Annotated in this window: 22 protein-coding genes; 12 read left to right on the forward strand and 10 right to left on the reverse strand. The window is 68.4% G+C overall.

Features of this window, described 5'->3' with window-relative positions:
- Positions 1-370: 370 nt before the first annotated feature.
- Both AC5YGJ_RS18900 and AC5YGJ_RS18905 read right to left on the reverse strand, forming a co-directional pair.
- Entirely contained in the window at positions 371-946 is a 576-nt protein-coding gene (locus AC5YGJ_RS18900; RefSeq protein WP_409460938.1) for a TlpA family protein disulfide reductase, read from the reverse strand.
- A complete protein-coding gene (locus AC5YGJ_RS18905) occupies positions 943-2,217 on the reverse strand; it encodes a YihY family inner membrane protein (RefSeq protein ID WP_107229940.1) in 1,275 nt (424 codons plus the stop codon). Before AC5YGJ_RS18905 ends, AC5YGJ_RS18900 begins: the two co-directional genes overlap by 4 nt.
- A 77-nt stretch (positions 2,218-2,294) precedes the next feature.
- On the opposite strand from AC5YGJ_RS18905, the gene wrbA reads away from it, so the two are divergent.
- From wrbA to AC5YGJ_RS18920, 3 genes are all read left to right on the forward strand, one after another.
- The gene (gene wrbA, locus AC5YGJ_RS18910; protein ID WP_249841844.1) at positions 2,295-2,888 is read left to right on the forward strand and encodes an NAD(P)H:quinone oxidoreductase; all 594 of its coding nucleotides are present in this window, start codon (positions 2,295-2,297) and stop codon (positions 2,886-2,888) included.
- A complete protein-coding gene (locus tag AC5YGJ_RS18915; RefSeq protein WP_496187406.1) occupies positions 2,885-3,220 on the forward strand; it encodes a DUF2069 domain-containing protein in 336 nt (111 codons plus the stop codon). Before wrbA ends, AC5YGJ_RS18915 begins: the two co-directional genes overlap by 4 nt.
- A 79-nt stretch (positions 3,221-3,299) precedes the next feature.
- Complete coding sequence (locus AC5YGJ_RS18920) at positions 3,300-3,785, forward strand: asparaginase domain-containing protein (RefSeq protein ID WP_010481766.1); 486 nt, start codon at positions 3,300-3,302, stop codon at positions 3,783-3,785.
- Positions 3,786-3,932: 147 nt separating this feature from the next.
- Here AC5YGJ_RS18920 and AC5YGJ_RS18925 read toward each other — a convergent pair whose 3' ends face one another.
- The 3 genes from AC5YGJ_RS18925 to sufT all read right to left on the reverse strand — a co-directional run bounded on the left by AC5YGJ_RS18925 (position 3,933) and on the right by sufT (position 7,827).
- Positions 3,933-5,672 (reverse strand): S8 family peptidase, encoded by a 1,740-nt coding sequence (locus AC5YGJ_RS18925; protein WP_496187407.1) that lies wholly within the window; start codon positions 5,670-5,672, stop codon positions 3,933-3,935.
- A gap of 449 nt (positions 5,673-6,121) precedes the next feature.
- Complete coding sequence (locus AC5YGJ_RS18930; protein WP_309333633.1) at positions 6,122-7,216, reverse strand: branched-chain amino acid aminotransferase; 1,095 nt, start codon at positions 7,214-7,216, stop codon at positions 6,122-6,124.
- Positions 7,217-7,275: 59 nt separating this feature from the next.
- On the reverse strand, positions 7,276-7,827 hold the full coding sequence (gene sufT, locus AC5YGJ_RS18935) for a putative Fe-S cluster assembly protein SufT (RefSeq protein WP_004144911.1): 552 nt from the start codon (positions 7,825-7,827) through the stop codon (positions 7,276-7,278).
- 122 nt (positions 7,828-7,949) lie between these two features.
- Between sufT and AC5YGJ_RS18940 the strand changes: the two genes are divergently transcribed.
- A complete protein-coding gene (locus AC5YGJ_RS18940) occupies positions 7,950-8,369 on the forward strand; it encodes a hypothetical protein (protein WP_496187408.1) in 420 nt (139 codons plus the stop codon).
- Positions 8,370-8,470: 101 nt separating this feature from the next.
- On the opposite strand, the gene AC5YGJ_RS18945 is transcribed toward AC5YGJ_RS18940, so the two are convergent.
- Both AC5YGJ_RS18945 and AC5YGJ_RS18950 read right to left on the reverse strand, forming a co-directional pair.
- Positions 8,471-9,931, reverse strand: coding sequence for an NAD(P)(+) transhydrogenase (Re/Si-specific) subunit beta (locus AC5YGJ_RS18945; protein ID WP_496187409.1), 1,461 nt, complete (start codon positions 9,929-9,931; stop codon positions 8,471-8,473).
- Complete coding sequence (locus AC5YGJ_RS18950) at positions 9,928-10,248, reverse strand: NAD(P) transhydrogenase subunit alpha part 2 (protein WP_049428770.1); 321 nt, start codon at positions 10,246-10,248, stop codon at positions 9,928-9,930. Before AC5YGJ_RS18950 ends, AC5YGJ_RS18945 begins: the two co-directional genes overlap by 4 nt.
- Positions 10,249-10,345: 97 nt before the next feature.
- Here AC5YGJ_RS18950 and AC5YGJ_RS18955 point away from each other — a divergent pair, with 97 nt between their 5' ends.
- From AC5YGJ_RS18955 to AC5YGJ_RS18965, 3 genes are read left to right on the forward strand one after another with little or no spacing between them, the layout of a single operon-like run.
- Positions 10,346-10,930 carry an RNA polymerase sigma factor gene (locus AC5YGJ_RS18955; RefSeq protein WP_496187410.1) on the forward strand — a complete coding sequence of 195 codons (585 nt, stop codon included), beginning with the start codon at positions 10,346-10,348 and terminating at the stop codon, positions 10,928-10,930.
- The gene (locus tag AC5YGJ_RS18960) at positions 10,927-11,253 is read left to right on the forward strand and encodes a hypothetical protein (protein ID WP_107229931.1); all 327 of its coding nucleotides are present in this window, start codon (positions 10,927-10,929) and stop codon (positions 11,251-11,253) included. The genes AC5YGJ_RS18955 and AC5YGJ_RS18960 overlap by 4 nt, the downstream gene beginning before the upstream one ends.
- A gap of 3 nt (positions 11,254-11,256) precedes the next feature.
- Positions 11,257-11,718, forward strand: a complete 462-nt coding sequence (locus tag AC5YGJ_RS18965) for a DUF3106 domain-containing protein (RefSeq protein WP_309333639.1) — start codon at positions 11,257-11,259, stop codon at positions 11,716-11,718.
- A 62-nt stretch (positions 11,719-11,780) separates the two neighbouring features.
- Here the strand turns inward: AC5YGJ_RS18965 and AC5YGJ_RS18970 are convergent, their stop codons facing one another.
- Positions 11,781-12,860 (reverse strand): NAD(P) transhydrogenase subunit alpha, encoded by a 1,080-nt coding sequence (locus AC5YGJ_RS18970; protein WP_496187411.1) that lies wholly within the window; start codon positions 12,858-12,860, stop codon positions 11,781-11,783.
- Positions 12,861-12,912: 52 nt separating this feature from the next.
- The gene (gene pacR / locus AC5YGJ_RS18975; protein ID WP_496187412.1) at positions 12,913-15,228 is read right to left on the reverse strand and encodes a PacR family protein; all 2,316 of its coding nucleotides are present in this window, start codon (positions 15,226-15,228) and stop codon (positions 12,913-12,915) included.
- 331 nt (positions 15,229-15,559) lie between these two features.
- Here pacR and AC5YGJ_RS18980 point away from each other — a divergent pair, with 331 nt between their 5' ends.
- From AC5YGJ_RS18980 to AC5YGJ_RS18995, 4 genes are read left to right on the forward strand one after another with little or no spacing between them, the layout of a single operon-like run.
- Entirely contained in the window at positions 15,560-16,138 is a 579-nt protein-coding gene (locus tag AC5YGJ_RS18980) for a nitroreductase family protein (protein ID WP_496187413.1), read from the forward strand.
- Between the two features lie 5 nt (positions 16,139-16,143).
- Entirely contained in the window at positions 16,144-17,091 is a 948-nt protein-coding gene (locus tag AC5YGJ_RS18985) for a 5'-3' exonuclease (RefSeq protein ID WP_423172556.1), read from the forward strand.
- Complete coding sequence (locus AC5YGJ_RS18990) at positions 17,088-17,642, forward strand: NUDIX hydrolase (protein ID WP_496187414.1); 555 nt, start codon at positions 17,088-17,090, stop codon at positions 17,640-17,642. The genes AC5YGJ_RS18985 and AC5YGJ_RS18990 overlap by 4 nt, the downstream gene beginning before the upstream one ends.
- Positions 17,635-18,432, forward strand: coding sequence for an N-formylglutamate amidohydrolase (locus tag AC5YGJ_RS18995; protein ID WP_496187415.1), 798 nt, complete (start codon positions 17,635-17,637; stop codon positions 18,430-18,432). The genes AC5YGJ_RS18990 and AC5YGJ_RS18995 overlap by 8 nt, the downstream gene beginning before the upstream one ends.
- 90 nt (positions 18,433-18,522) lie before the next feature.
- Here AC5YGJ_RS18995 and AC5YGJ_RS19000 read toward each other — a convergent pair whose 3' ends face one another.
- Positions 18,523-19,941 carry an MFS transporter gene (locus AC5YGJ_RS19000; protein WP_496187416.1) on the reverse strand — a complete coding sequence of 473 codons (1,419 nt, stop codon included), beginning with the start codon at positions 19,939-19,941 and terminating at the stop codon, positions 18,523-18,525.
- Between the two features lie 105 nt (positions 19,942-20,046).
- Between AC5YGJ_RS19000 and AC5YGJ_RS19005 the strand changes: the two genes are divergently transcribed.
- Positions 20,047-20,931: a LysR family transcriptional regulator gene (locus AC5YGJ_RS19005; RefSeq protein ID WP_249844904.1), complete on the forward strand. Its 885-nt coding sequence runs from the start codon at positions 20,047-20,049 to the stop codon at positions 20,929-20,931.
- Positions 20,932-21,032: the final 101 nt, after the last annotated feature.

Here is a 21,032-nt window from a genome sequence, read left to right on the forward strand (position 1 = left end):
GACCCACCCCGCCTTCGACAGTTCTCCGCGATCTGTCGGCATTGCTTTCTGTAGATCCACGCCATGCGTGGATGCTCTTTGTTCAATTGTCGAAGTATTCGAACTCGATGGAGATTCATCCACGCATGGCGTGGATCTACCAGATCACAGAAATCTGTCAGAGGCGGGGCGGTGTCGGAGTGCGGGGTGTCAGCCGCATGGATGCGGCTGCCAAGCCTACATGGACGTACTTGCGGCGTCCCCGCACTCCGACACCGCCCCGCCACCACACCGAAATCGCGCTTTGGCTGTTGCTTTGGCTGTTGCTGAGGTTGCCGGCCAGCGGCCGGCACTACCGCGGGTGCAGGGCGCAGCCCTGCCGACCAACCCCCTACTTGGCAGCGGCGATCTGCTTTTCGATGTCGGCAGCGGTCACCGGACCAAGGAAGCTGTGCGCCAGCTTGCCCTGCGGATCGATGAGATGGGTCAACGGCAAACCGCGCGGCGTGGCGAAGTCGGCCGGCGGATCGTAGGGATCCACGATCACGATCGGATAGGTCACCGGATGCTTGGTCAGGAATGCCTGCATCTCCGGCGCTTCGATGTCTTCATAGGCCAGCCCGACCACCTCGATGTTGCTGCGCATCGCATGCAGCGCCGACAGCTCAGGCATTTCCTTTCTGCACGGCGCGCACCAGGTCGCCCAGAAATTCACCACCACCCACTTGCCGCGATGCGCGGCCAGGTCGTAGTCGCTGCCGTCCACCGCCTTCATCTTCAGCGTCGGGAACTCAGCGGTGGTGCGCTCGGCCGGGGTCTCTGCCTCCGGTACCGGCGCGGCCGGCGTCGGTGCCTGCGCCGGTGGCTGGCTGCTGGCCGGGGTCGGCTCCTGGGCCGGTTTGCAGGCCGCCAGCGCCAACAGCAGGGCCAGCGGGAGCAACAGCGGCAACGAGGTCTTGCGGGTCATGGGGTGTCTCCGGAATCGGGATAGATATCGCTGACCTTGCGCTTGAGGCGTTCGCGCAGGGGCAGCCGCAATTCGTCCAGCGCCGCCAGTGCGGCGCGGCCCAGGCTGTCGTCGCGGTACGGCAGATGCTGTTCGGCCACCGGGATGCGCAGCTGGGTGCATTCGTACAGATCGGCCAGGCTGACCTGATCCAGGTCGCGCGACAGCAGCCACTCGCCGCGCTCATCACGGCGCAGCAGGCCGATCTCCTGCAGGTTGCAGGCCAGATCCTGCAGCAACGAGTCGGTCAGCATCGGCTCCAGCCGCAGGATCTCGTCATCGGCCAGACCCCGTCCCTGCGCACGCGCATGATGGAAGCGCCCAAGCAGGCGCAGCAGGCCGTAGAACTCGTAGCCCTGCGGCAGGCGCAGCTCAACCGGCTGGTAGCGGAAGGCGGCCATCGACGAGGCCAGTGACGCGCCCAGCAGCACCGCCACCCAGCACAGGTAGATCCACAGCAGCAGAATCGGCACGAAGGCCACCGTGCCGTAGAGCTTCTGGTAGGACTGGAAGCTGCCCAGGTAGGCGCCGATGCCCCACTTCACCACCTCCAGGATCACCGCGGCCAGGATCGCGCCGGGCACCGCATGCCGCCATTTCACCGTGTGGTGCGGCACCACCCGGTACATCAGGGTGATGCACACGAACTCGATCAGGATCGGTGCCAGCCGCAACGCCAGCTCGGCCAACCAGCGGCCCTCCTGGGTACCGAACAGGGGCATCGCAAACACCCGCGCCGACACCGCCAGTGAAGCGGCCGCCAGCATCGCGCCCAGGGTCAGCACGGTCCAGTAGACCAGGAAGCGGGTCAGCTTGGGCCGGGTCGAGCCGACCCGCCAGATCTGGTTGAAGGTCTCTTCCACGCTGTTGAGCGTGATCAGCAGCGATACCACCAGCGCGATGAAGCCAGCCGCGGTGAGCTGGCCGGCACTGGCCGAGAACTGCCGCAGGTAGCCCTCGGCCGCGCGCGCTGCATTGGGCACGAAGTTGGAGAAGACGTAATCGCTGAGCTGATCGCTCCAGCGATCGAAGACGGGGAAGGCCGAGAGCACGCCGAACACCACGATGGCCAGCGGCACCAGCGCGAACACCGTGGTGTACGCCAGCGCCGCCGCTGCCTGGAACAGGCGGTCGTCGAGGAAGCGATGCCACAGGAAGCGGCCGAAGCTGATGGCCCGTGCGCGATCCCGCGCGCGCTCCATCCACAGGTTGAGCGTATCCAAAGGTTCCATCGGCGAAAGGGTACCCGATGCGGAATGCTGGCAGGATAGCCATACTGGGGGCCACACGACGAGGAGAAGCGGGCACGATGGGCGAGATTCTGGTGCTGTACTACAGCCGGGGCGGTTCGGTGGCACGGCTGGCGCGCCAGATCGCGCGGGGCATCGGCGAAGTGCCGGGCATGAGCGCGCGCCTGCGCAGCGTGCCGCCGGTGGCCGCCGTGACCCAGACCGCGCAGCCACCGGTGCCCGACGATGGCGCCCCCTACGTCGGCGTGCAGGACCTGGCCGAGTGCCAGGGCCTGCTGCTCGGCAGCCCCACCCGCTTCGGCAACATGGCTGCGCCGGTCAAGCACTTCCTCGATGGCCTGGGTGCCGAGTGGGTCAACGGCACCCTGTCCGGCAAGCCGGCCGGTGTCTTCACCTCCACCGCATCGATGCATGGCGGCCAGGAATCGACCCTGCTGTCGATGCAGGTGCCGCTGCTGCACCACGGCTGCGTGATCGTCGGCATTCCCTTCACCGAACCGGCGCTGAGCCACACCACCAGCGGCGGTACGCCCTACGGCGCCAGCCACGTGGCCGGTGCCGCCGACGACCCGCAGCCGACCGACGACGAGGCCGTGCTGGCGCGCGCGCTGGGCCGGCGGGTGGCCGATATCGCGCAGCGGCTGGCCCGATGAGCACCGCGCCGCGCACGGTCCTGCTGCTGGCCCTGATGGGGCTGGCCGCGCTGTTCGCCGGCTGGTTCATCAATGACAAGCACTGGCTGGCCACCCAGCTGGTGTTCACCGCGCCGCCACTGGCGCTGGCCGTGGCCTTGCGCCTGGGTTGGCGCAAGGCCGGTTTCTGGGCCTCGGTGCTGGCGCTGGGCTGGTTCAGCCATGGCGTGATGAGCGCCTGGAGCCACCCGGAAACGCGCTGGCTGGCGCTGATCGAGATCGCGCTGGCACTGCTGGTCATCTTCAGTGCCAGCCTGCCCGGCCTGCGCGCCCGCTTCGGCAAACGACGCTGACGCTGCGCCCGCTGGGCCGTATCATCTGCATTCCTGGCCCCGCGCCGCAGTACCTGTCCTGGTTTCGCGCATGCACATGATGGAAGAGCTCCTGGTCGTCACCACTGGTGGCACGATCGACAAGATCTACTTCGACGACAAGTCGGACTACCAGATCGGCGATCCGCAGATCGGCATGATCCTGCGCGAGCTGGGCGTGACGTTCCGCTTCAACGTGATTCCGATCCTGCGCAAGGACTCGCTGCACATCAACGATGAGGATCGCGAGCTGATCCGCGCCACCATTGCCGCGCAGCCGACCCGTCACGTGCTGGTGACCCACGGCACCGATTCGATGGTGCAGACCGGCAAGGTGCTGGCGACGATCCCGGACAAGACCATCGTGATGACCGGCGCGCTCAGCCCGGCGCGGTTCCGCGGTTCGGATGCGGAGTTCAACATCGGCTGCGCGATCGGCGCGGTGCAGTCGCTGCCAAGCGGCGTGTACATCGCCATGAATGGCCGCATCTTCGATCCGCAGCACGTGCGCAAGAACGTGGCTGCAAACCGCTTCGAGTCCGTCTGAGGAACCGCGTGCCGAGCCATGCTCGGCACCCGCGCGCGAGCGCGGCACAAAGGTCCGAAGCCGGAGCAGCCGAGCGCAGGCTCGGCTCTACAGAAACAAAAACGCCCCGGCCGAAGCCAGGGCGTGCCCTTGGAGAGGGTCTTGGGCTCAGTACTGGGCGTTGAGGGTCACGCCCGAGAAGGTGCTGTACGCCTTCACCCGTACATACCAGGTGCCGGCGGCCGGGCTGTTGATGGTGCAGGTTTCGCTGTTGCCGCTCAGGTACGGACGGCAGGTGTAGGTGGTATCGGTCGGGGCACTGCCCTGGCGCACGTACAGGTCGGCATCACCGCTGCCGCCACTGATCGCCACGCGCAGCTGGGTGCTGCCGGCCGGAACGGCGACGGTGTAGTTCAGCTCGGCACCGGTCGAGGCGCCCAGGCCGGTCACCGGCAAGTTGTTCTGCAGCACGTTGCCGCCGGGGTTGGTGCCGCCGCCATTGATCGCGGCGGCCACCGCCGCGTTGGCATCGATGATGCCGGCGCCGCAGCCACCCGAGCAGGCGCCCGGCAGCGGACGGGCCGTGCTCTTGATGATGCTCTCCACCTGCGCCGGGCTCAGCGGGCTCGGGGCGACCGACTGCATCAGCGCGACCACGCCGGCCACGTGCGGCGCCGCCATCGAAGTGCCGTTGTAGGAGGCGTAGCTGGCGCTGCCCGGGGTGGTGGTGCCGGTGTTGAGGGTGGACAGGATGCTCTGGCCCGGGCCGGAGATATCGATGCCGGCGCCGTAGTTGGAGAAGCTGGCACGTGCACCGGCCGAGGTGGTCGCGGCCACCGCGATCACGTTCGGGCAGTTGGCCGGCACCGAGCTGGACACGTTGGCGTTGCTGTTGCCGGCGGCAACCACCACGGTGGTACCGCGGCCGACCGCGCCGTTGATCGCGTTCTGGTAGGTGCTCGAGCAGCTGCCACCACCACCCAGCGAGAGGTTGATCACCTCGGCCGGATTGGCATTGGCCGGCACGCCGCTGACGGTGCCGCCGGAGGCCCACACGATCGCGTCGGCGATGTCGGAGGTGTAGCCACCGCACTTGCCGAGCACGCGCACCGGCACGACCTTGGCGTTGAAGGCGGTACCCGCCACGCCACTGGCGTTGTTGGTCACTGCCGCCACGGTGCCGGCGACGTGGGTGCCGTGCCAGCTGGAGTTGGAGGCCGGAATGCCCGAGCCGCACTCGTTGGCACCGTACCAGTCGCCTTCGTCGTTCGGGTTGTTGTCGCGGCCGCCGCCGTCGCGCGCCATCGCCGCGTCGCTGATGAAGTCATAGCCGGGCAGGATGTTGGCGTTCAGATCGGGGTGGTTGGTAATGCCGGTGTCGATCACCGCCACCACCACGCCAGTGCCGGTGGACTTGTCCCAGGCCGGCTGGATGTTGATGCCGGCATTGGAGGTACCAAAGCCCCACTGTTCGCTGAAGCGGGTGTCGTTGGGGGTCAGCGTGGCGCGCATGATCTGGTCGACCTCGACGTATTCCACGTTCGGGTCGGCCGCCAGCTTGCGCATCAGCAGTTCGGATTCAGCCTGGTCGAGCGGACGGTCGGTCCTGACCAAGGTCGGGCCGACGGCCAGCTTGCGGACTTCCTGCAGGCCCAGCGCGCGGCCCTGGCTGCTGGCCAGGCCGGCGGCGGCACTCTTCAGCGAAGAAGCCAGCGCGGTGGTGTTAGCCACCGGGGCGCTGCCATCACGGTACTTCACGATGAAACGCTGGTGCGTCGGTGCGGACTGCAGGCCGCTGAGCTGGACATCACCGGCCAGCGCGGGCGTGGCCAGCAGCAGCGATGACAGAACGGACGCACCAAGGACCACCCACACTCGACGCACACGCGGTTGCGTTACCTGGGACATCGTATTTCCCTTTCTAGTGGTGTGAATGCCGGAATCGGCAGAAGCACCGGCCTGAACCATGGGCTGGCTTGCATTGGCGAGGTTCGGAAGACCGGTGAGTCAGCGGATCCCCCTATTGATCCGCCGTGCAGATGACGCTAATGACCAAAACCGGACACCACAAGATTTTCAGTGTCTTTTCAGCAAGATGAAATGTTCGTTCTGAGACTTTTCGGGTCGAGGGTTTGTGAAGGTGAAGGAGCTTTCTCGCGCCCTGCACGCACCTGACTGGGTCATCACGTGTCCTGTGATGACTTTGCCGACATCGGCGTCCGCCGAATCGGGGTCAGCCCGCTTTTCCGGAGGGAGAGGGATCTGACCCCGGCCCAGAACGCAGAAAGCCCGTCACGGGGACGGGCTTTGCGGAAGAGCCGTCGAGCAAGCTCGACGCTACGGTTCGGCGCGGGCGATCAGCCCAGCTTGACCAGCCAGTTGTGGCGGTCCGGCAGGCGGCCGTACTGGATGTCGGTCAGTTCCTTGCGCAGCGACATGGTCACTTCGCCGGCCGGCGCGTTGATGTCACCCACCGAGAAGCCTTCGCCCTTGAGCTGGCCGATCGGGGTGACCACCGCAGCGGTACCGCAGGCGAACACTTCGGCGATCTCGCCCGAGGCCACGCCCTGCTTCCACTCGTCGATGCTGACCTTGCGCTCTTCGACCTTCATGCCGCGGTCGCGAGCCAGCTGCAGGATGCTCTCGCGGGTGATGCCCTCGAGGATGCTGCCGGACAGTTCCGGGGTGACCAGCGTGCCGTCCTTGTAGACCAGGAACACGTTCATGCCGCCCAGTTCTTCCAGGTACTTGCCTTCAACCGGGTCGAGGAACAGCACCTGCGAGCAGCCCTGCGCCTGCGCCTTCTGCTGCGGCAGCAGCGAAGCGGCGTAGTTGCCGCCGCACTTGGCCGCGCCGGTGCCGCCCTTGGCCGCACGCGCGTACTCGGTGGACAGCCAGATCGACACCGGGGCAACGCCCTTGGCGAAGTACGGGCCGGCCGGGCTGGCGATGACGTAGTAGCCGGCCTTGTGTGCGCCACGCACACCGAGGAAGGCTTCGTCGCCGATCATGAACGGACGGAAGTACAGGCTCGACTCATCGGCCGACGGCACCCAGTCACTGTCCACGGCAATCAGCTGCTTCAGCGATTCGACGAAGATCTCCACCGGCAGTTCCGGCAGCGCCAGGCGCTGCGCCGAACGCTGCAGGCGGCGGCCGTTGGCGTCGGGGCGGAAGGTCCAGATCGAGCCGTCAGCGTGGCGGTAGGCCTTGATGCCTTCGAAGATTTCCTGGCCGTAGTGCAGCACGGCCGCGGCCGGGTCCAGCTGCAGCGGGCCATAGGCACGCACGCTGGCGTTGTGCCAGCCGGCGTCCTTGTCCCAGCGCACTTCCACCATGTGATCGGTGAAGTGCAGGCCGAAGCCGGGCTTCTCCAGGATCTGGGCGCGCTCTTCAGCGCTGCGCGGGTGGTCCGAACGGGTGACGGCGAAGCTGGGAATGGACTGGGACACCGGAGGATTCCTGTTCTGGTTACGGGTAGTGCCGGGCCCGCGTCACTGCGGGCCCTGGGTCAAAGCATGCCGGTCTCGAGCCGGGCCGCTTCGGACATCATGTGCTGGTTCCACGGCGGGTCGAATACCAGCTCGACGTCGGCCTCGGCCACCGTCGGGATCATTTCAAGCTTGCTGCGCACGTCGTCGACCAGGATGTCGCCCATGCCACAGGCCGGCGCGGTCAGGGTCATCTTCACGTCGATCTCGCGCTGGCCCTCGTCCAGATGCTTGATCTCGACCTCGTAGACCAGGCCCAGTTCGACGATGTTCACCGGAATTTCCGGATCGAAGCAGGTGCGGAGCTGCTGCCACACCAGCTGCTCCACCTGTTCATCGGTGGCATCGGCGGGCAGTTCCAGCGGTGCCGGTGCCTCCTTGCCGATGGCGTCGCCGTCCTTGCCGGCGATGCGGAACAGGTTGCCCTCGACGAACACCGAATAGCTGCCACCCAGCGCCTGGGTGATGTACCCATAGCTGCCGGCGGGCAAGGTCACGGTATCGCCCTGCGGGACCATCACGGCCTCGCAATCGCGCTCGAAGTGGACAGGTTCACTGCTACGGGAATACATGGGGACCGATATGGGGCCGTGGCTGCAGCCACGCAAGCAGGCATTCTAGCCCAGCCGCCCTGCCCCCGCCGGTGCACCGCGGCAAACCACAGTATCCTGTGGGTGATCTTCAGGGAGCTTCGATGTCCTCCAATGCCGCGCGTGCCAGGACCGTGACCTGGCTCTGGCCCTTCATGCTGTTGCTGGGCCTGGTTGTTGCTCCCTTCGCCTGGCTGGTGCTGGCGCTGATGACCGGCCGACAGGTCGGCTGGATGGCGGTGGTGACTGCCCTGGAACTGGTGTTCATGCTGCGCCTGGGGACGCTCGGCCCGGGCCGGCTGCGCATCGCCCTGGTCGTGCTGGGCACCCTGCTGGTGGCCGCAGTCGCCAACTGGACCATCGCCAGCGCCTGGATGGGCGGCTCGATCGGGCTGGACATGTGGGACGCCACGATGCGGATGGGCCCGCACCTGGCCTGGACCCTGGTCACCCTGGCCAATGGCGCGATGGAGTGGCTGTGGTTGGCGCTGGGTGTGGCCGTGGGCGCCTGGCTGGCGCGCTGAGCGCGTAGATCCACGCCATGCGTGGATGGGGTGGTAGTGCCGGCCGCTGGCCGGCAGAAACGTGCGGACCAAGGTCCGCACCCACCGGGAGCAGCCGGATCTCAGTGCCCGCCATCGAGCGCCTTCAGCTCGCTCACCAGCGAGGCCGCCGCTTCGGCACCATCGCCGTACAGCATGCGCGTGTTGTCGGCGTAGAACAGCGCATTCTCGATGCCGGCAAAGCCGGTGCCCTTGCCACGCTTGATCACCACCACGTTGCGCGCGTTGACCACGTCCAGCACCGGCATGCCGTAGATCGGGCTGGCCGGATCGGTGCGTGCTACGGGGTTGACCACATCGTTGGCGCCGATCACCAGCACCACGTCGGTATTGGCGAACTCGGGGTTGATGTCGTCCATGTCGGCAATGAGGTCGTAGGGCACGCCGGCCTCGGCCAGCAGCACGTTCATGTGCCCGGGCATGCGCCCGGCCACCGGGTGGATGGCGAACTTCACCTTGACCCCGCGCTGGCCCAGCCGCTGCGCCAGCTCCCAGATCTTGTGCTGCGCCTGCGCCACCGCCATGCCGTAGCCGGGCACGATCACCACGCGCTCGGCAAAGGCCATCATCGCGGCGACGTCGGCCGCGTCGATCGGCTTCTGCGAGCCGCTGATCGCCTGCGCTTCGCCACCGGCAGTGCCGCCGAAGTTGGAGAACAGCACGTTGCGGATCGGCCGGTTCATCGCCTTGGCCATCAACCGGGTCAGCAGGATACCGGCCGCGCCGACCATCATGCCGGCGATGATCAGTGCCTCGTTGCCCAGCACGTAGCCTTCGAAAGACACCGCCAGGCCGGTGAACGCGTTGTACAGCGAGATCACCACCGGCATGTCGGCGCCACCGATCGGCAGCGTCATCAGCACGCCCAGCGCCAGTGCCAGCACGAAGAAGGCGACGATCGCCCAGGTGCTGAGCGTGCTGGCGGCGATGATCGCCAGCACCACCACCGCCAGCGCCACCACCAGGTTCATCACCTGCTGGCCCGGCCAGGTGACGCGCTTGTCGAGGCGGCCATCGAGCTTGGCCCAGGCGATCACCGAGCCGGACAGCGACACCGCACCGATGGCGGCGCCAACCACCGCCAGCAGCAGCACCGTGCCCGACGGCTGGCGTGCGGCCAGGTCGGCCAGCGCCTGCTCGCTCCAGTGCGTGGTGTCGCGGTGGGCCAGGAAGGCATAGCGCAGCAGCTCCACTGCGCCGATCGCCGCCGCCGAGCCACCGCCCATGCCGTTGTACAGCGCCACCATCTGCGGCATGTCGGTGATGGCAACCTTGCCGGCCGACCACCAGGCCAGGCCGGCGCCGAGCAGCAGCGCCACCAGGATCAGCGGCACGTTGTGCAGTTCGGGCAGGAAGAAAGTGGCCACGGTGGCCAGCAGCATGCCCAGTCCGGCCCAGCGGATGCCGCTGCGCGCGGTCAGCGGCGAGGCCATGCGCTGCAGGCCGAGCAGGAACAACGTGGCGGCCACCAGGTAGCTGGCCTTGACCAGCCAATCAAGCAGTTCGACGGTGCTGATGTTCAAGCCTGCGGCTCCTTCGGTTCGTCCTTGGCGCCCTTGGGCGCACTCGGCTTGAACATCTCCAGCATGCGCGCGGTGACCACATAGCCACCGGCGGCGTTGCCGGCGCCGAGCACCACGGCCAGGAAGCCCAGCGCCTTTTCCAGCGGCGTCTGCGCGTGCCCCAGCACCACCATCGCGCCGATCAGCACGATGCCGTGGATGAAGTTGGATCCGGACATCAGCGGGGTATGCAGGATCACCGGCACCCGCGAAATGATCACATGGCCGGCGATGGCTGCCAGCATGAAGATGTACAGCGCCACGAACCCGTCACTCACTGGCAACGCTCCCGCTCTGTCTTCGTCGCCCCATCATAACCACGGGCTGAACCTGGCGCGCATCCGGGTCAACCGATGCCGCACTCACGCGTTGTCGATGGTGACCCCGAGCGAGGAACCGTACCCTGTGCTGGTGAGCAGCCCTGTCCCCCCGAGCGCCGAGACCGATGCCCTGCCGGCATCGCTGGAGGCGTTCCTGGCCGGCGTCGGCCCGCGTGCCTTCCGCTTCGCCGAAGCCGGCCTGCGCCAGCGCGACGACGCTCTGGATGCGGTGCAGGATGCCCTGCTGCGCATGCTGGATTACGCCGACAAGCCGGCCGCCGAGTGGGCGCCGCTGTTCTGGAGCATCCTGCGCCGGCGGGTGATCGACCTGCAGCGCCGGCGCCGCTTCCGCCTGCCGTTCTGGCGCGACAACCAGGACGCCGGGGGCGGTGAGATCGACTGGGCTGACCCCGGCCCGGACCCGGCACAGGCGCATGAGCAGCACCAGCGGTACCAGCAGCTGGTGGAGGCGTTGCGCACCCTGCCCGCCCGCCAGCGCGAAGCCTTTACCCTGCGCGTGCTGCAGGACCTGGACGGGGCCACCACCGCCCGCGCCATGGGCTGCAGCGAAGGCGCGGTAAAAACCCACCTGGCACGCGCCCGACAGGCGCTGCAGGATTATCTGGAGACCCACCCGTGAACCGCTCCCTGCCTTCCGATGACGCCCTGCGCAGCCTGCACGCGCAGTCGCTGCAGGCGCTGTCGCCGGCCACGCTGGCGCGCCTGCGCCAGGCTCGTCACGGCGCCCGCGCGCTCCAGCGCGGGCGCCTGCGCTGGTGGCTGGCCAGCGCCTGTTCGCTGGTGGTGGCACTGGGCATCGGCCTGCAGTTCACCGGCCATGGCCCCCTGGTGGGCCCGGCGCCGGCACCGGTGCTTGCAGCGGCGGAAGACAACAGCGCACTGTACGACGAGAATCCCGATCTGTACCTGTGGCTGGGCGACACCGACCTGGCGATGGAGTGAACCATGCCCCGAATCAACCTCCTGCCGCTACTGCTGACCCTGTCGCTGCTGCCGGCCGTCCCCGCGCTGGCTCAGAGCGCCGCCCCCTCTCCGGCCGCACGTACGGCACCGGCCGCGCCGCTGCCGGCGTGGGAACAGCTGAGCGAGGCCCAGCGCGAATCGCTGCTGGCCCCCTTGCGCGACCGCTGGAACAGCGCCGACGCCGGCCAGCGCCAACGCATGCTCTCGCATGGCCAGCGCTGGCAGTCGATGAGCCCGGAAGAGCGCGACAAGGCCCGCCGGGGCCTGCGCCGCTTCGAGCACATGAGCCCGGAACAGCGTGAGCAGGCCCGCGCCCTGTTCGGACAGATGCGCGATATGCCGCCGGCACAGCGTGAGGCGTTGCGCGAGCGCTGGTCGCAGATGACGCCGGAACAGCGCAGGGAGTGGGTGCGCGACAACCCGCCGCCGGCCAAGCCGAGGTAACGCCCCGGGGGAACGGGGTCAGAGCCCTTTGCCAGCGGCAAACGGACCTGACCCCATGCCACTCACGCCTGCCAGCGGGTCTTGGCCAGCAACTCATCGTCCCAGTCGAACGCCAGCTGGCCCTCGCGCACCAACAGCGCGACGAAGTTCAGCAGATTGCGCGCATACATCTCGCTGGCCTGGGTCGCGCCACGGCTGGCCAGGCCCAGCGGGCCATCGATGGTCACGCCCTGGTGTTCGATGCATTGCCCGGGTTGGGTGAGCGCACAGTTGCCGCCACTTTCGGCCGCCAGATCGACGATCACGCTGCCGGCGGCCATGCCTTCCACCATCGCGGCGGTAACGATGGTCGGCGCCGGGCGCCCGGGCACCGCGGCGGTGCAGATCACCACATCCACGCCGCGCAGATGGTCGGCCAGTCGCCGCTGCTGCTCGGCGCGTTCCTCGTCGGTCAGCGCACGTGCATAGCCACCCTCGCCCGCCGCACTGACGCCCAGATCGAGGAAGCGCGCGCCCAGCGACTGGATCTGCTCGCGGGTCTCCGGGCGCACGTCGAAACCTTCCACCTGTGCACCGAGCCGACGCGCGGTGGCGATGGCCTGCAGGCCGGCCACGCCGGCGCCGATCACCAGCACCTTGGCCGGACGTACGGTGCCGGCGGCGGTGGTCAGCATCGGGAAGAAGCGTGGCGCGCGTTCGGCGGCGATCAGCGCGGCCTTGTAGCCGGCCATGCCGGCCTGCGAACTGAGCACGTCCATCGCCTGCGCACGCGTGGTACGCGGCAGCTGCTGCAGCGGGAACAGCCGCAGGCGGTCGCCGGCAGCCAAGGCGGCCAAGGCCGGATCGGATGCCGGCGCAAGCAGGCCGATCACACTGGCCGCGGGCTTGAGCTGCTGCAACACGGTCGCCGGCGGCGCCTGTACGCACAGCAGGATGTCGATCTCGGGCCAGCGCGCGGCGTCGAACGCGCGTGCGCCTGCATCGTCATAGGCGGCATCAGGGAAGCCGGCGGCCAGGCCGGCGCCGGCTTCGTACCAGACGGTGATGCCCAGTGCGCCCAGCTTCTTGGCCGTTTCCGGCGTCAGCGCCACGCGCCGTTCGCCCGGCGCGGTCTCCTTGATCCCCAGCAACGCCACGGCCATGCAGGTCCCCGCTGATCGGTGAGTTTTCCCGATCCTAGCAGGCGGCCCGTGCTCAGTGCAGCGTCGCGCTGCCCGGGTCCAGACGGTCGATCACGCCCTGCATGGCGCTGTCGAAGGCGCCGTCATCCACATGGGCGCGCAGGCGGCCCAGCCGCACCATCACTGCCAGTTCTTCCGGCGAGGCCACGCAGAAGCGCACGCCACGGCGGTTGACGAACAGCAGGCGCGAGGAAATCGGGCTGACCCACGACAGCTTGCCGGCCTGCACCTTGCCGTCCTTGTCGACGAAGTCCAGCCAGTTGCCGATCTCCATGCGGCGGAAGCGGTCGGCGTCGGCGTTGTCGAAGTCATCGGCGTCGATCTGCCCGCTCAGTTCCACCGCCGGCGATTCGGCCACCGGCGGTGCCGGCAACGCGACCTGCGGCAGCTCGGGCAGCGCGCGCTGCAGTTCCGGCCGCGATTCGGCGATGCCCTGCAGGGTGTCATGCAGGGCATCGATGGCGCCGGTGGCGGCGTCGCCATGCACGCCCACGCTGGCGAACACCTTGGCCAGCACCGGCTGCCAGGCCTGCAGCCACGGCTTGCCGACGATCTGGCGACGGGCCTCGGCCACTTCTTCCAGCAGGCCGTCGCCCAGGCTCAGGGCCTCGGCCACCGACGCACCCTCTTCGCCCTCGCGCAACAGCGCCAGGGTGAGATGGTGCTGCCACGGCTGGCGCAGGAACGCGGCGATGGCCGGCGGCAGCGTGGCGTCGCCGATGCGCCGATCCAGTTCGGCACCGGCGCGGGTGCGGGCCATCTCCAGCTTTTCCTGGCCGCGCTGCGTCTCGGCAGCGCGGCGCTCGGCGATTTCCACGCGGCGGCGATGCTGCACCAGGAACTCGCGGAACTCTTCTTCCAGGGTCAGGAAGATCGCCAGGTTCTCGTTGAACTCGGCCACCAGGCGCTCGATGATTTCCTCCACCTTGGCCATCAGCATGCGCTCGGCCTGGCTTTCGCCGGTGTTGCCCTCGCAGGCCTCGGCCAGCGAGTTGAGCAGCTTGCGCGCCGGGTGGGTCTTCTGCACGAACATGCGGCGGTCGAGCATGGCCACCTTTACGAACGGCACCACCAGGCGGCCGATCAGTTCGCGCGAGCGGCCTTCCAGTTCACGTTCGTCCAGCATCACGTCGAACAGCATGCCGACCAGATCGATCGCATCTTCGTCCTGCGGATCCAGCCGGGTCTGGCCGGGATCGACACCGAGCCGGGTGGCGCTGGACAGCACTTCACTCTTCAGCCGCTGCGCCAGCGATTCGCCATCCTCGCCGATCGCCGCGCGCAGGGTCGCACTGGGCGTGGCCTGCAGCAGCGACAGCACCGACATCATCTCGCGCTGGCTCAACGGGCGCTGCTGGCCAATGGCCACCTGGGCGGCCGACGTGGCGTCCTCGCGTACATGGCGGGTCTGCTGCAGCAACTCGTGCAGCGCTTCCAGCAGCATGCCCTGCTGGCCCGGATAGGGCTCGCCGCTGCCGCTGTCCTCGCCTCCCAGGTGCTGCTGCATGTGACCGCGACGTTCCGACCAGCGCGCGGCGAAGCGTTGCGCCCAGGCGGGAGCGGCCTGCTCGTCATCGGCGAAACCGGTATCGGCACCCTGACGGTGCTCGACCAGATCTTCCAGCGCGCCAGCGCTGCGCGGCTCGGGTGCGGCCGAGAGCGGGCGTTGCGGCGTGCCCATCTGCGACATCACGCCGGCCGCCGCCAGCTGCTCGTCCAGCTTCTCGTAGATGCGGCCGATCGGCGCGCGCAGGTCGCGTTCGCACAGCTTGATCAGCACCAGATGCACTTCCGGAGCCAGTTCACAGCCGGCAAACGCCTCGTGGATGGCCACGCCCAGATGTTCCGGGCTGATCGGGTTGTGGTCGGCGTCCAGCTCGGCACCGCCGATCAGGCGGCCCAGGCGGCGGTCCAGCCGCGCCAGCACCGGCTTGAAGTCGCGCAGCAGCACGGTGGCGAAATTGCGCACTGCCAGCCGCGATTCCAGCACGTGCTCGGCCAGCAGGCTCAAGCCGTCTTCGGCCTGGCCGGACAGGGTGGCATCGGCCGACAGCGGTTCGCCGGCGGCCAGCGCCTCCCAGGCCCGCTGCAGGTGGCCGGCAAAGGCGGCGGCGATCTCCTCGCGGCGGCGGCGCAGCTCGCGCATCGCATCCAGGAACAGCAGCTGCGAGGAACCGGCATTGCCCGCACGGTCGAACAACGCATCATCGAACCGCGCCAGCGCGGCCCCGAACGCCTGGCACAGCGCGGGCAGGACCATGTCCCGGGCACGCTGGAGCTGGGCCGGGTCACGGCCCGGCGATCCCATCGGTGTGGGCACGCTCATCATTCGGGAAGGCTCCCCACCTTCTCTGGTACGACAGACAGCATGGACATCGCGACGACCGGCACACCCCATGCACCGGTACGTCGATGGTAGGCCGGCCAGCCCGTCACGGACAGTGAAACAGTCCTCACTTCAAACCTCATGACCGGCGGCCCGGCAAGACCGATATCGTAAGCCGTGCAAGGCCCATGAGGCGAGGGGAAGCGGCCGTCCGTTTCCCGCCAGTGGCATGATGTTCATCACAGTTTGATATTCAGGGTGCAGACGCGACACAGACGGCGTCATTGACCGCCCCGACTATAATCAAACGCCCGTGATGACCGGTTCAGACACCATGCCCGACCCCGCCGCCCTGCTCGCCCTGGATGCCCGCCGCTCGGTGCCCTCGCGGCAACTGGGCGAACCCGGGCCGGACCCGGCCACCCTGCAGCGGATGCTGGCCTCGGCGGTACGCGTGCCCGACCACGGCAAGCGCGTGCCGTTCCGCTTCCTGAAAATCGCCGGCGATGCGCGTCACACTCTGGGCGACTTCCTGGCCGAGCGCAGCCGCCAGCGCGACCCGCAGGCCGGCGATGCGGTCTTCGAGAAGGACCGCCAGCGTTTCAGCCATGCGCCGCTGGTGATCGTGGTGGTGGCCAGCCCGCGCCCGGATCCCAAGGTGCCCGAGCAGGAACAGCTGATGACCGCCGGCTGCGTCTGCTTTGCCCTGCTGCAGGCCGCGCAGGCGCTGGGCTTCGGCGCGCAGTGGCTGACCGCGTGGATGGCGTTCGACCCGGCCGTGCAGGCGCATCTGGGCCTGGTCGAAGGCGAGCGCATCGCCGGCTTCATCCACATCGGCACGCCCAAGGCCGCGGTGCCCGAGCGCGAGCGCCCCGATCCGGCCACGCTGCTGCAGGAATGGACCGCACCGTGAGCGCGGTGAGCGCCCAGCCCGCACCGCCGCTGTATCTGGTCGATGCCAGCATCTACGTGTTCCGTGCCTGGCATTCGCTACCCGACCAGTTTCAGGACAGCCAGGGCTGGCCGACCAACGCGGTGCATGGCTTTGCCCGCTTCCTGCTGGACCTGCTGGAGCGCGAGCGGCCACGGCATATCGCCATCGCCTTCGACGAAGCGCTGGACAGCGGCTTCCGTCATCGCCTGTACCCGGCCTACAAGGCCAACCGCGATCCGGCGCCGGAGGCGCTCAAGCGACAGTTCGTACACTGCAAGGCCCTGTGTGCGGCGCTGGGGCTGGCGGTGCTGGCCCATCATGATTTCGAGGCCGACGACCTGATCGGCAGCGCCCTGCACCGGCACCGTGGCAGCCATCGCGGGGTGATCATTTCCGCCGACAAGGATCTGTCGCAGCTGCTGCTCGACCGCGACGAACAATGGGACTACGCACGCAACCAGCGCTGGGATGTGGCCGGAGTCAAGGCCCGCCACGGCGTGCACGCGCACCAGATCGCCGACTACCTGGCGCTGTGTGGCGATGCGGTGGACAACATTCCCGGTGTCAGCGGCGTGGGCGCCAAATCGGCGGCGGTGCTGCTGGCCCACTTCGGCAGCATGGATGCCCTGTTTGACCGTATCGATGAAGTGCCGTTCCTGCGCCTGCGCGGTGCGGCACAGATGGCGGTGCGGCTGCGTGAACAGCGCGAGCATGCCCAGCTCTGGCGCCAGCTGACCACCATCGCGCTGGACGCGCCGCTGGAGGGCTGCCAGAGCGGCATGCCGCGCCAGCCGGCCGACCCCGAGCTGCTGGACGGCCTGTGCCAGACCCTGCGCTTCGGCCCGATGACCCGCCGCCGGCTGTTCGATGCTGCCGGGGTGGCAGACCCCCTTCCCACTCCCTCTTTCTCCAATTCCGGCGAGCCCGCATGAGCCAGCGCAACACCGAAGCACCGCGAGTGGTCTACGAAGGCAAGTACCAGCGCATGGTCGTACGCGGTACCTGGGAATACAGCGAACGCACCCATGCCGGTGGCCTGGCGGCGATCATCATCGCCGTCACGCCCGAGGACAAGGTGCTGTTCGTCGAACAGTTCCGCGTGCCGCTGCAGGCACCGACCATCGAGATGCCGGCCGGACTGGTCGGTGACGTCGATGCTGGCGAATCCATCGAAGTCTCGGCTGTGCGCGAACTGGAAGAAGAAACCGGCTGGACCGCCGCGGACGCCGAAGTGCTGATGATCGGGCCGACCTCATCCGGTGCCAGCAGCGAGCAGATCGCCTTCGTGCGCGCCACCGGCCTGCGCCGGATCGGCGAAGGCGGCGGCGATGACAGCGAGGACATCACCGTGCACGAGATTCCGCGCACCCAGGCCGCGGCCTGGCTGGTGCAGAAGATGGGCGAAGGCTACGCGCTGGACGCCAAGCTGTGGGCCGGGCTGTGGATGATCGAGCACCATCTGGACGGCCGCCCGCGTGGCTGACGCCGATCTGCATGCGCTGCCGGCGCTGCTGGGCGCCGACGACCCGGCGATCTATTCGATCCACCGGGCGCAGGGCGCCTCACCGTTCCTGCTGCTGGCCGACCATGCCGGCCAGCAGGTGCCGCGTGCCCTCACAGGCCTCGGTCTGCCGCAGGCCGAACGGGACCGCCATATCGGCTGGGACATCGGCATTGCCGGCACCACCCGCGCGCTGGCCGAACGGCTCGATGCCTGGGCGATCGAACAGACCTATTCGCGGCTGCTGATCGACTGCAACCGCCCGCTGGCGTCGCCAACGCTGATTCCGGAAGTGAGCGACCACACCGTGGTGCCAGGCAATGCCGGGCTGTCGGCAGCGCAGCGGCAACAACGCATCGAAGCGATCCACGCGCCCTACCACGCGCGCATCGACGCCGAGCTTGATGCACGCCGTGATGCAGGCCGCCCCACGCTGCTGGTGATGATGCACAGCTTCACCCCGGCGATGAACGGCATGCAGCGGCCGTGGCATGCCGGCGTGCTGTACCACCAGGACACGCGTTTTGCCCATGCGCTGCTGCAGGCACTGCGCGACGAGGGCGACCTGGTGGTGGGTGACAATGAGCCGTATTCGGTCAGCAGTACCAGTGACTACGCGGTGCCGGTGCATGGCGAAGGCCGTGGCCTGGTGCACGTGGAGCTGGAGATCCGCCAGGACCTGATTGCCGACGTGGCCGGGCAGCAGGCGTGGGCGGAGCGGCTGGCGCGGATCTTCGGCGCATTGCAGCCGCAGTTGCTGGCGTTCGGTTGAACGCGCGTGGATCCACCCCGAGTCGGTAGTGCCGGCCGCTGGCCGGCACCACCACAGGCGTGGCGCATCCATCCACGGGAACGGCTTCAATCATGCCTCGCTGGCCGGGCAGACGGTCGCGGCCGACTCGACCGGCGCCGGGCGCAGGCCCAGCGCGATGACCACGCCGAGCGCGGCAAACAGCGCGGCACCGTACTGGGCATTGACCATGCCCTGCAGGGCGTCGGGGCTGGTCGCCGCCTGCGAGCCGCGCGCGGCGTTGGCCACCATCACCAGCACCGCCAGCCCCAACGCGCCGCCGATCTGCTGGGCGGTGGCCGCCATGCCGGACGCGACCCCCTGCTGCGGCCCCGGCACGCCTTGTCCGGCCACGATCCACATCGCCGTCCAGCTCATGCCCTGTCCCACGCTGAGGATCACGATGCCCGGCAGCAGCGCCCAGTAGCTGGCGCCATGCGGCAACGCCAGCGCCACGCCTGCGATGCCCACGGCACCGGCCGCGAAACCCCAGGCCAGTACATGGCGCGCGGAACTGCGATGCAGCATGCGTTCGGCAATGCGGATGCCGAAGGTGCACACCAAAGTGGGCAGCAGGAACGCCAGGCCAGCCTGCAGCGGGCTCCAGCCGTAACCATCCTGGAAGTACAGCGCCAGGAAGTAGTACTGCACGCCGTAGCTGCTCATGAACGCAAAGGTGAGGCCGAGTGCCGCGCGCAGGCCGGACAGGCGCAACAGCGCGAACTGCATGAGCGGGTCGCGGCTGCGCTTCTCGATCTGCACGAACACCGTCAGTAGTACGGCTGAAAGCAGCAGGCAGATCACCGTGGCCGGCGCCGTCCAGCCCCACTCCGGCCCCTGCACCAGGGTGGTGACCAGCAGGCTGCCGCCGGCGGTGACGGTGAGGCACCCGGCCAGGTCGAAGGAGCGGCCGCGCACGTGCGGACCGTCGGCCGGCAACCACACACCGGCGGCAACAGCGCAGGCCGTGGCCAAGGGCACGATCACCGCCAGCACCGCCGGCCAGCCGAAGGCCTGGGTCAGCACCCCGCCCAGCAGCGTGCCCAGCGCCAGCCCGACCGCGCTGGCCATGCTCCAGATCGCCAGCGCGCGGTTGCGCACCGGGCCTTCGGCATACAGCGTGTTGATCAGCGCCAGCGTGGCCGGGAACAGCAGCGCGGCGCCGACACCCTGTGCCGCGCGGGCGATGATCAGCAGCGTGGCATTGGGCGCAAGCGCACCGAGCAGCGAGGCCAGCGCGAACAGCAGCATGCCCAGCCGGTAGAAGCGACGGCGACCGATCAGGTCGGCGGCACGTCCGCCCAGCAGCAGGCTGCCACCAAAGGCCACTGTGTAGGCGCTGACCACCCATTGCAGCTGCTGCGCATTGATCTGCAACGCGCGCCCCATGTCGTGCAGGGCGACGAAGATGATGGTGGCGTCCAGGGCGATGATCAGCTGGGCCGTGGCCAGCAGGGCCAGCGCCGCGCGGGGATGTTTGAGGGGAGGCATCGGTGGTCTGGAGCAAGGGGGGAGCGCAGTCTCATTGATGCGGCACAATCAATAAACCCCCGCACAGCCATATCTGTCATGATTTTCCGCATGAATGGAACCGCGATGGACCTCAATGCCGTGCGCATGCTGGTGCAGGTGGCCGAAGCGCGCAGCTTCACCGTGGCGGCCGGCCAGCTGGGCCTGAGCCAATCCGGCCTGTCGCGCGCGATCAGCCGGCTGGAGGCCACGCTGGGGGTGAAACTGCTGCAGCGGAACACCCGCAACGTGGCGTTGACCCCGGATGGCCGCCAGTTCGTCGATCAGGTCGCACCGCTGCTGTGCGGCTTCGAAGATGCCGAGCGCCAGTTGGCCGACCGCCCCTGCACGCCCTCGGGCACGCTGAAGATCAGCGCGCCCTCGATGTTCGGGCGCAAGGTGCTGGTGCCGCTGCTGGCACCATTGCTGGAACGGCATCCGCAGCTGCAGGTGGAAGCCGTGCTCAGCGATCGCCTGGTCGATCTGGTCGAGGAAGGGTTTGATGCCGCGCTGCGCACCGGCGTGATCGCCGACCAGCGCATCGTCGCGCGCGCGCTGCGGCCCCTGCGTTGGGTGACCGTGGCCAGCCCGGACTACCTGGCCCGCTGCGGCACGCCGGCCGTTGTCGAGGATCTGCATCACCATGCGTGCCTGGCCGTGCGCAACCTGCGCAGTGGCCGTGTGGTCGAATGGCAGTTCCTGCAGCAGGGCCAGCTGTACGAGTTCACGCCGCCGACGCGGATGGTGTTCGACAGCGGTGACCCGCTGGTGGAAGCGGCGATCGCCGGTATCGGCATCGTGCAGGTCATGGATTTCGCCGTGGCCGACGCACTGGCCGATGGCCGCCTGCAGCGCGTGCTGCAGCCGTTCGAAGGCCGCAGCCGCGCACTGTCGCTGATCTACCCGCCGTCGCGTCAGCACTCGCCGAAACTGCAGGTGCTGGCCGACGCGTTGTTGGCCGGGGAGTGGTAGCGCCGGCCACTGGCCGGCGTCTTTGCCGATCCAACCATTTCCGGGTTGCCGGCCAGCGGCCGGCACTACCGAGCTGCGTTGGATCTGGCCGTCAACGCAAT

This window comes from Stenotrophomonas sp. CS3K5 (assembly GCF_059515225.1).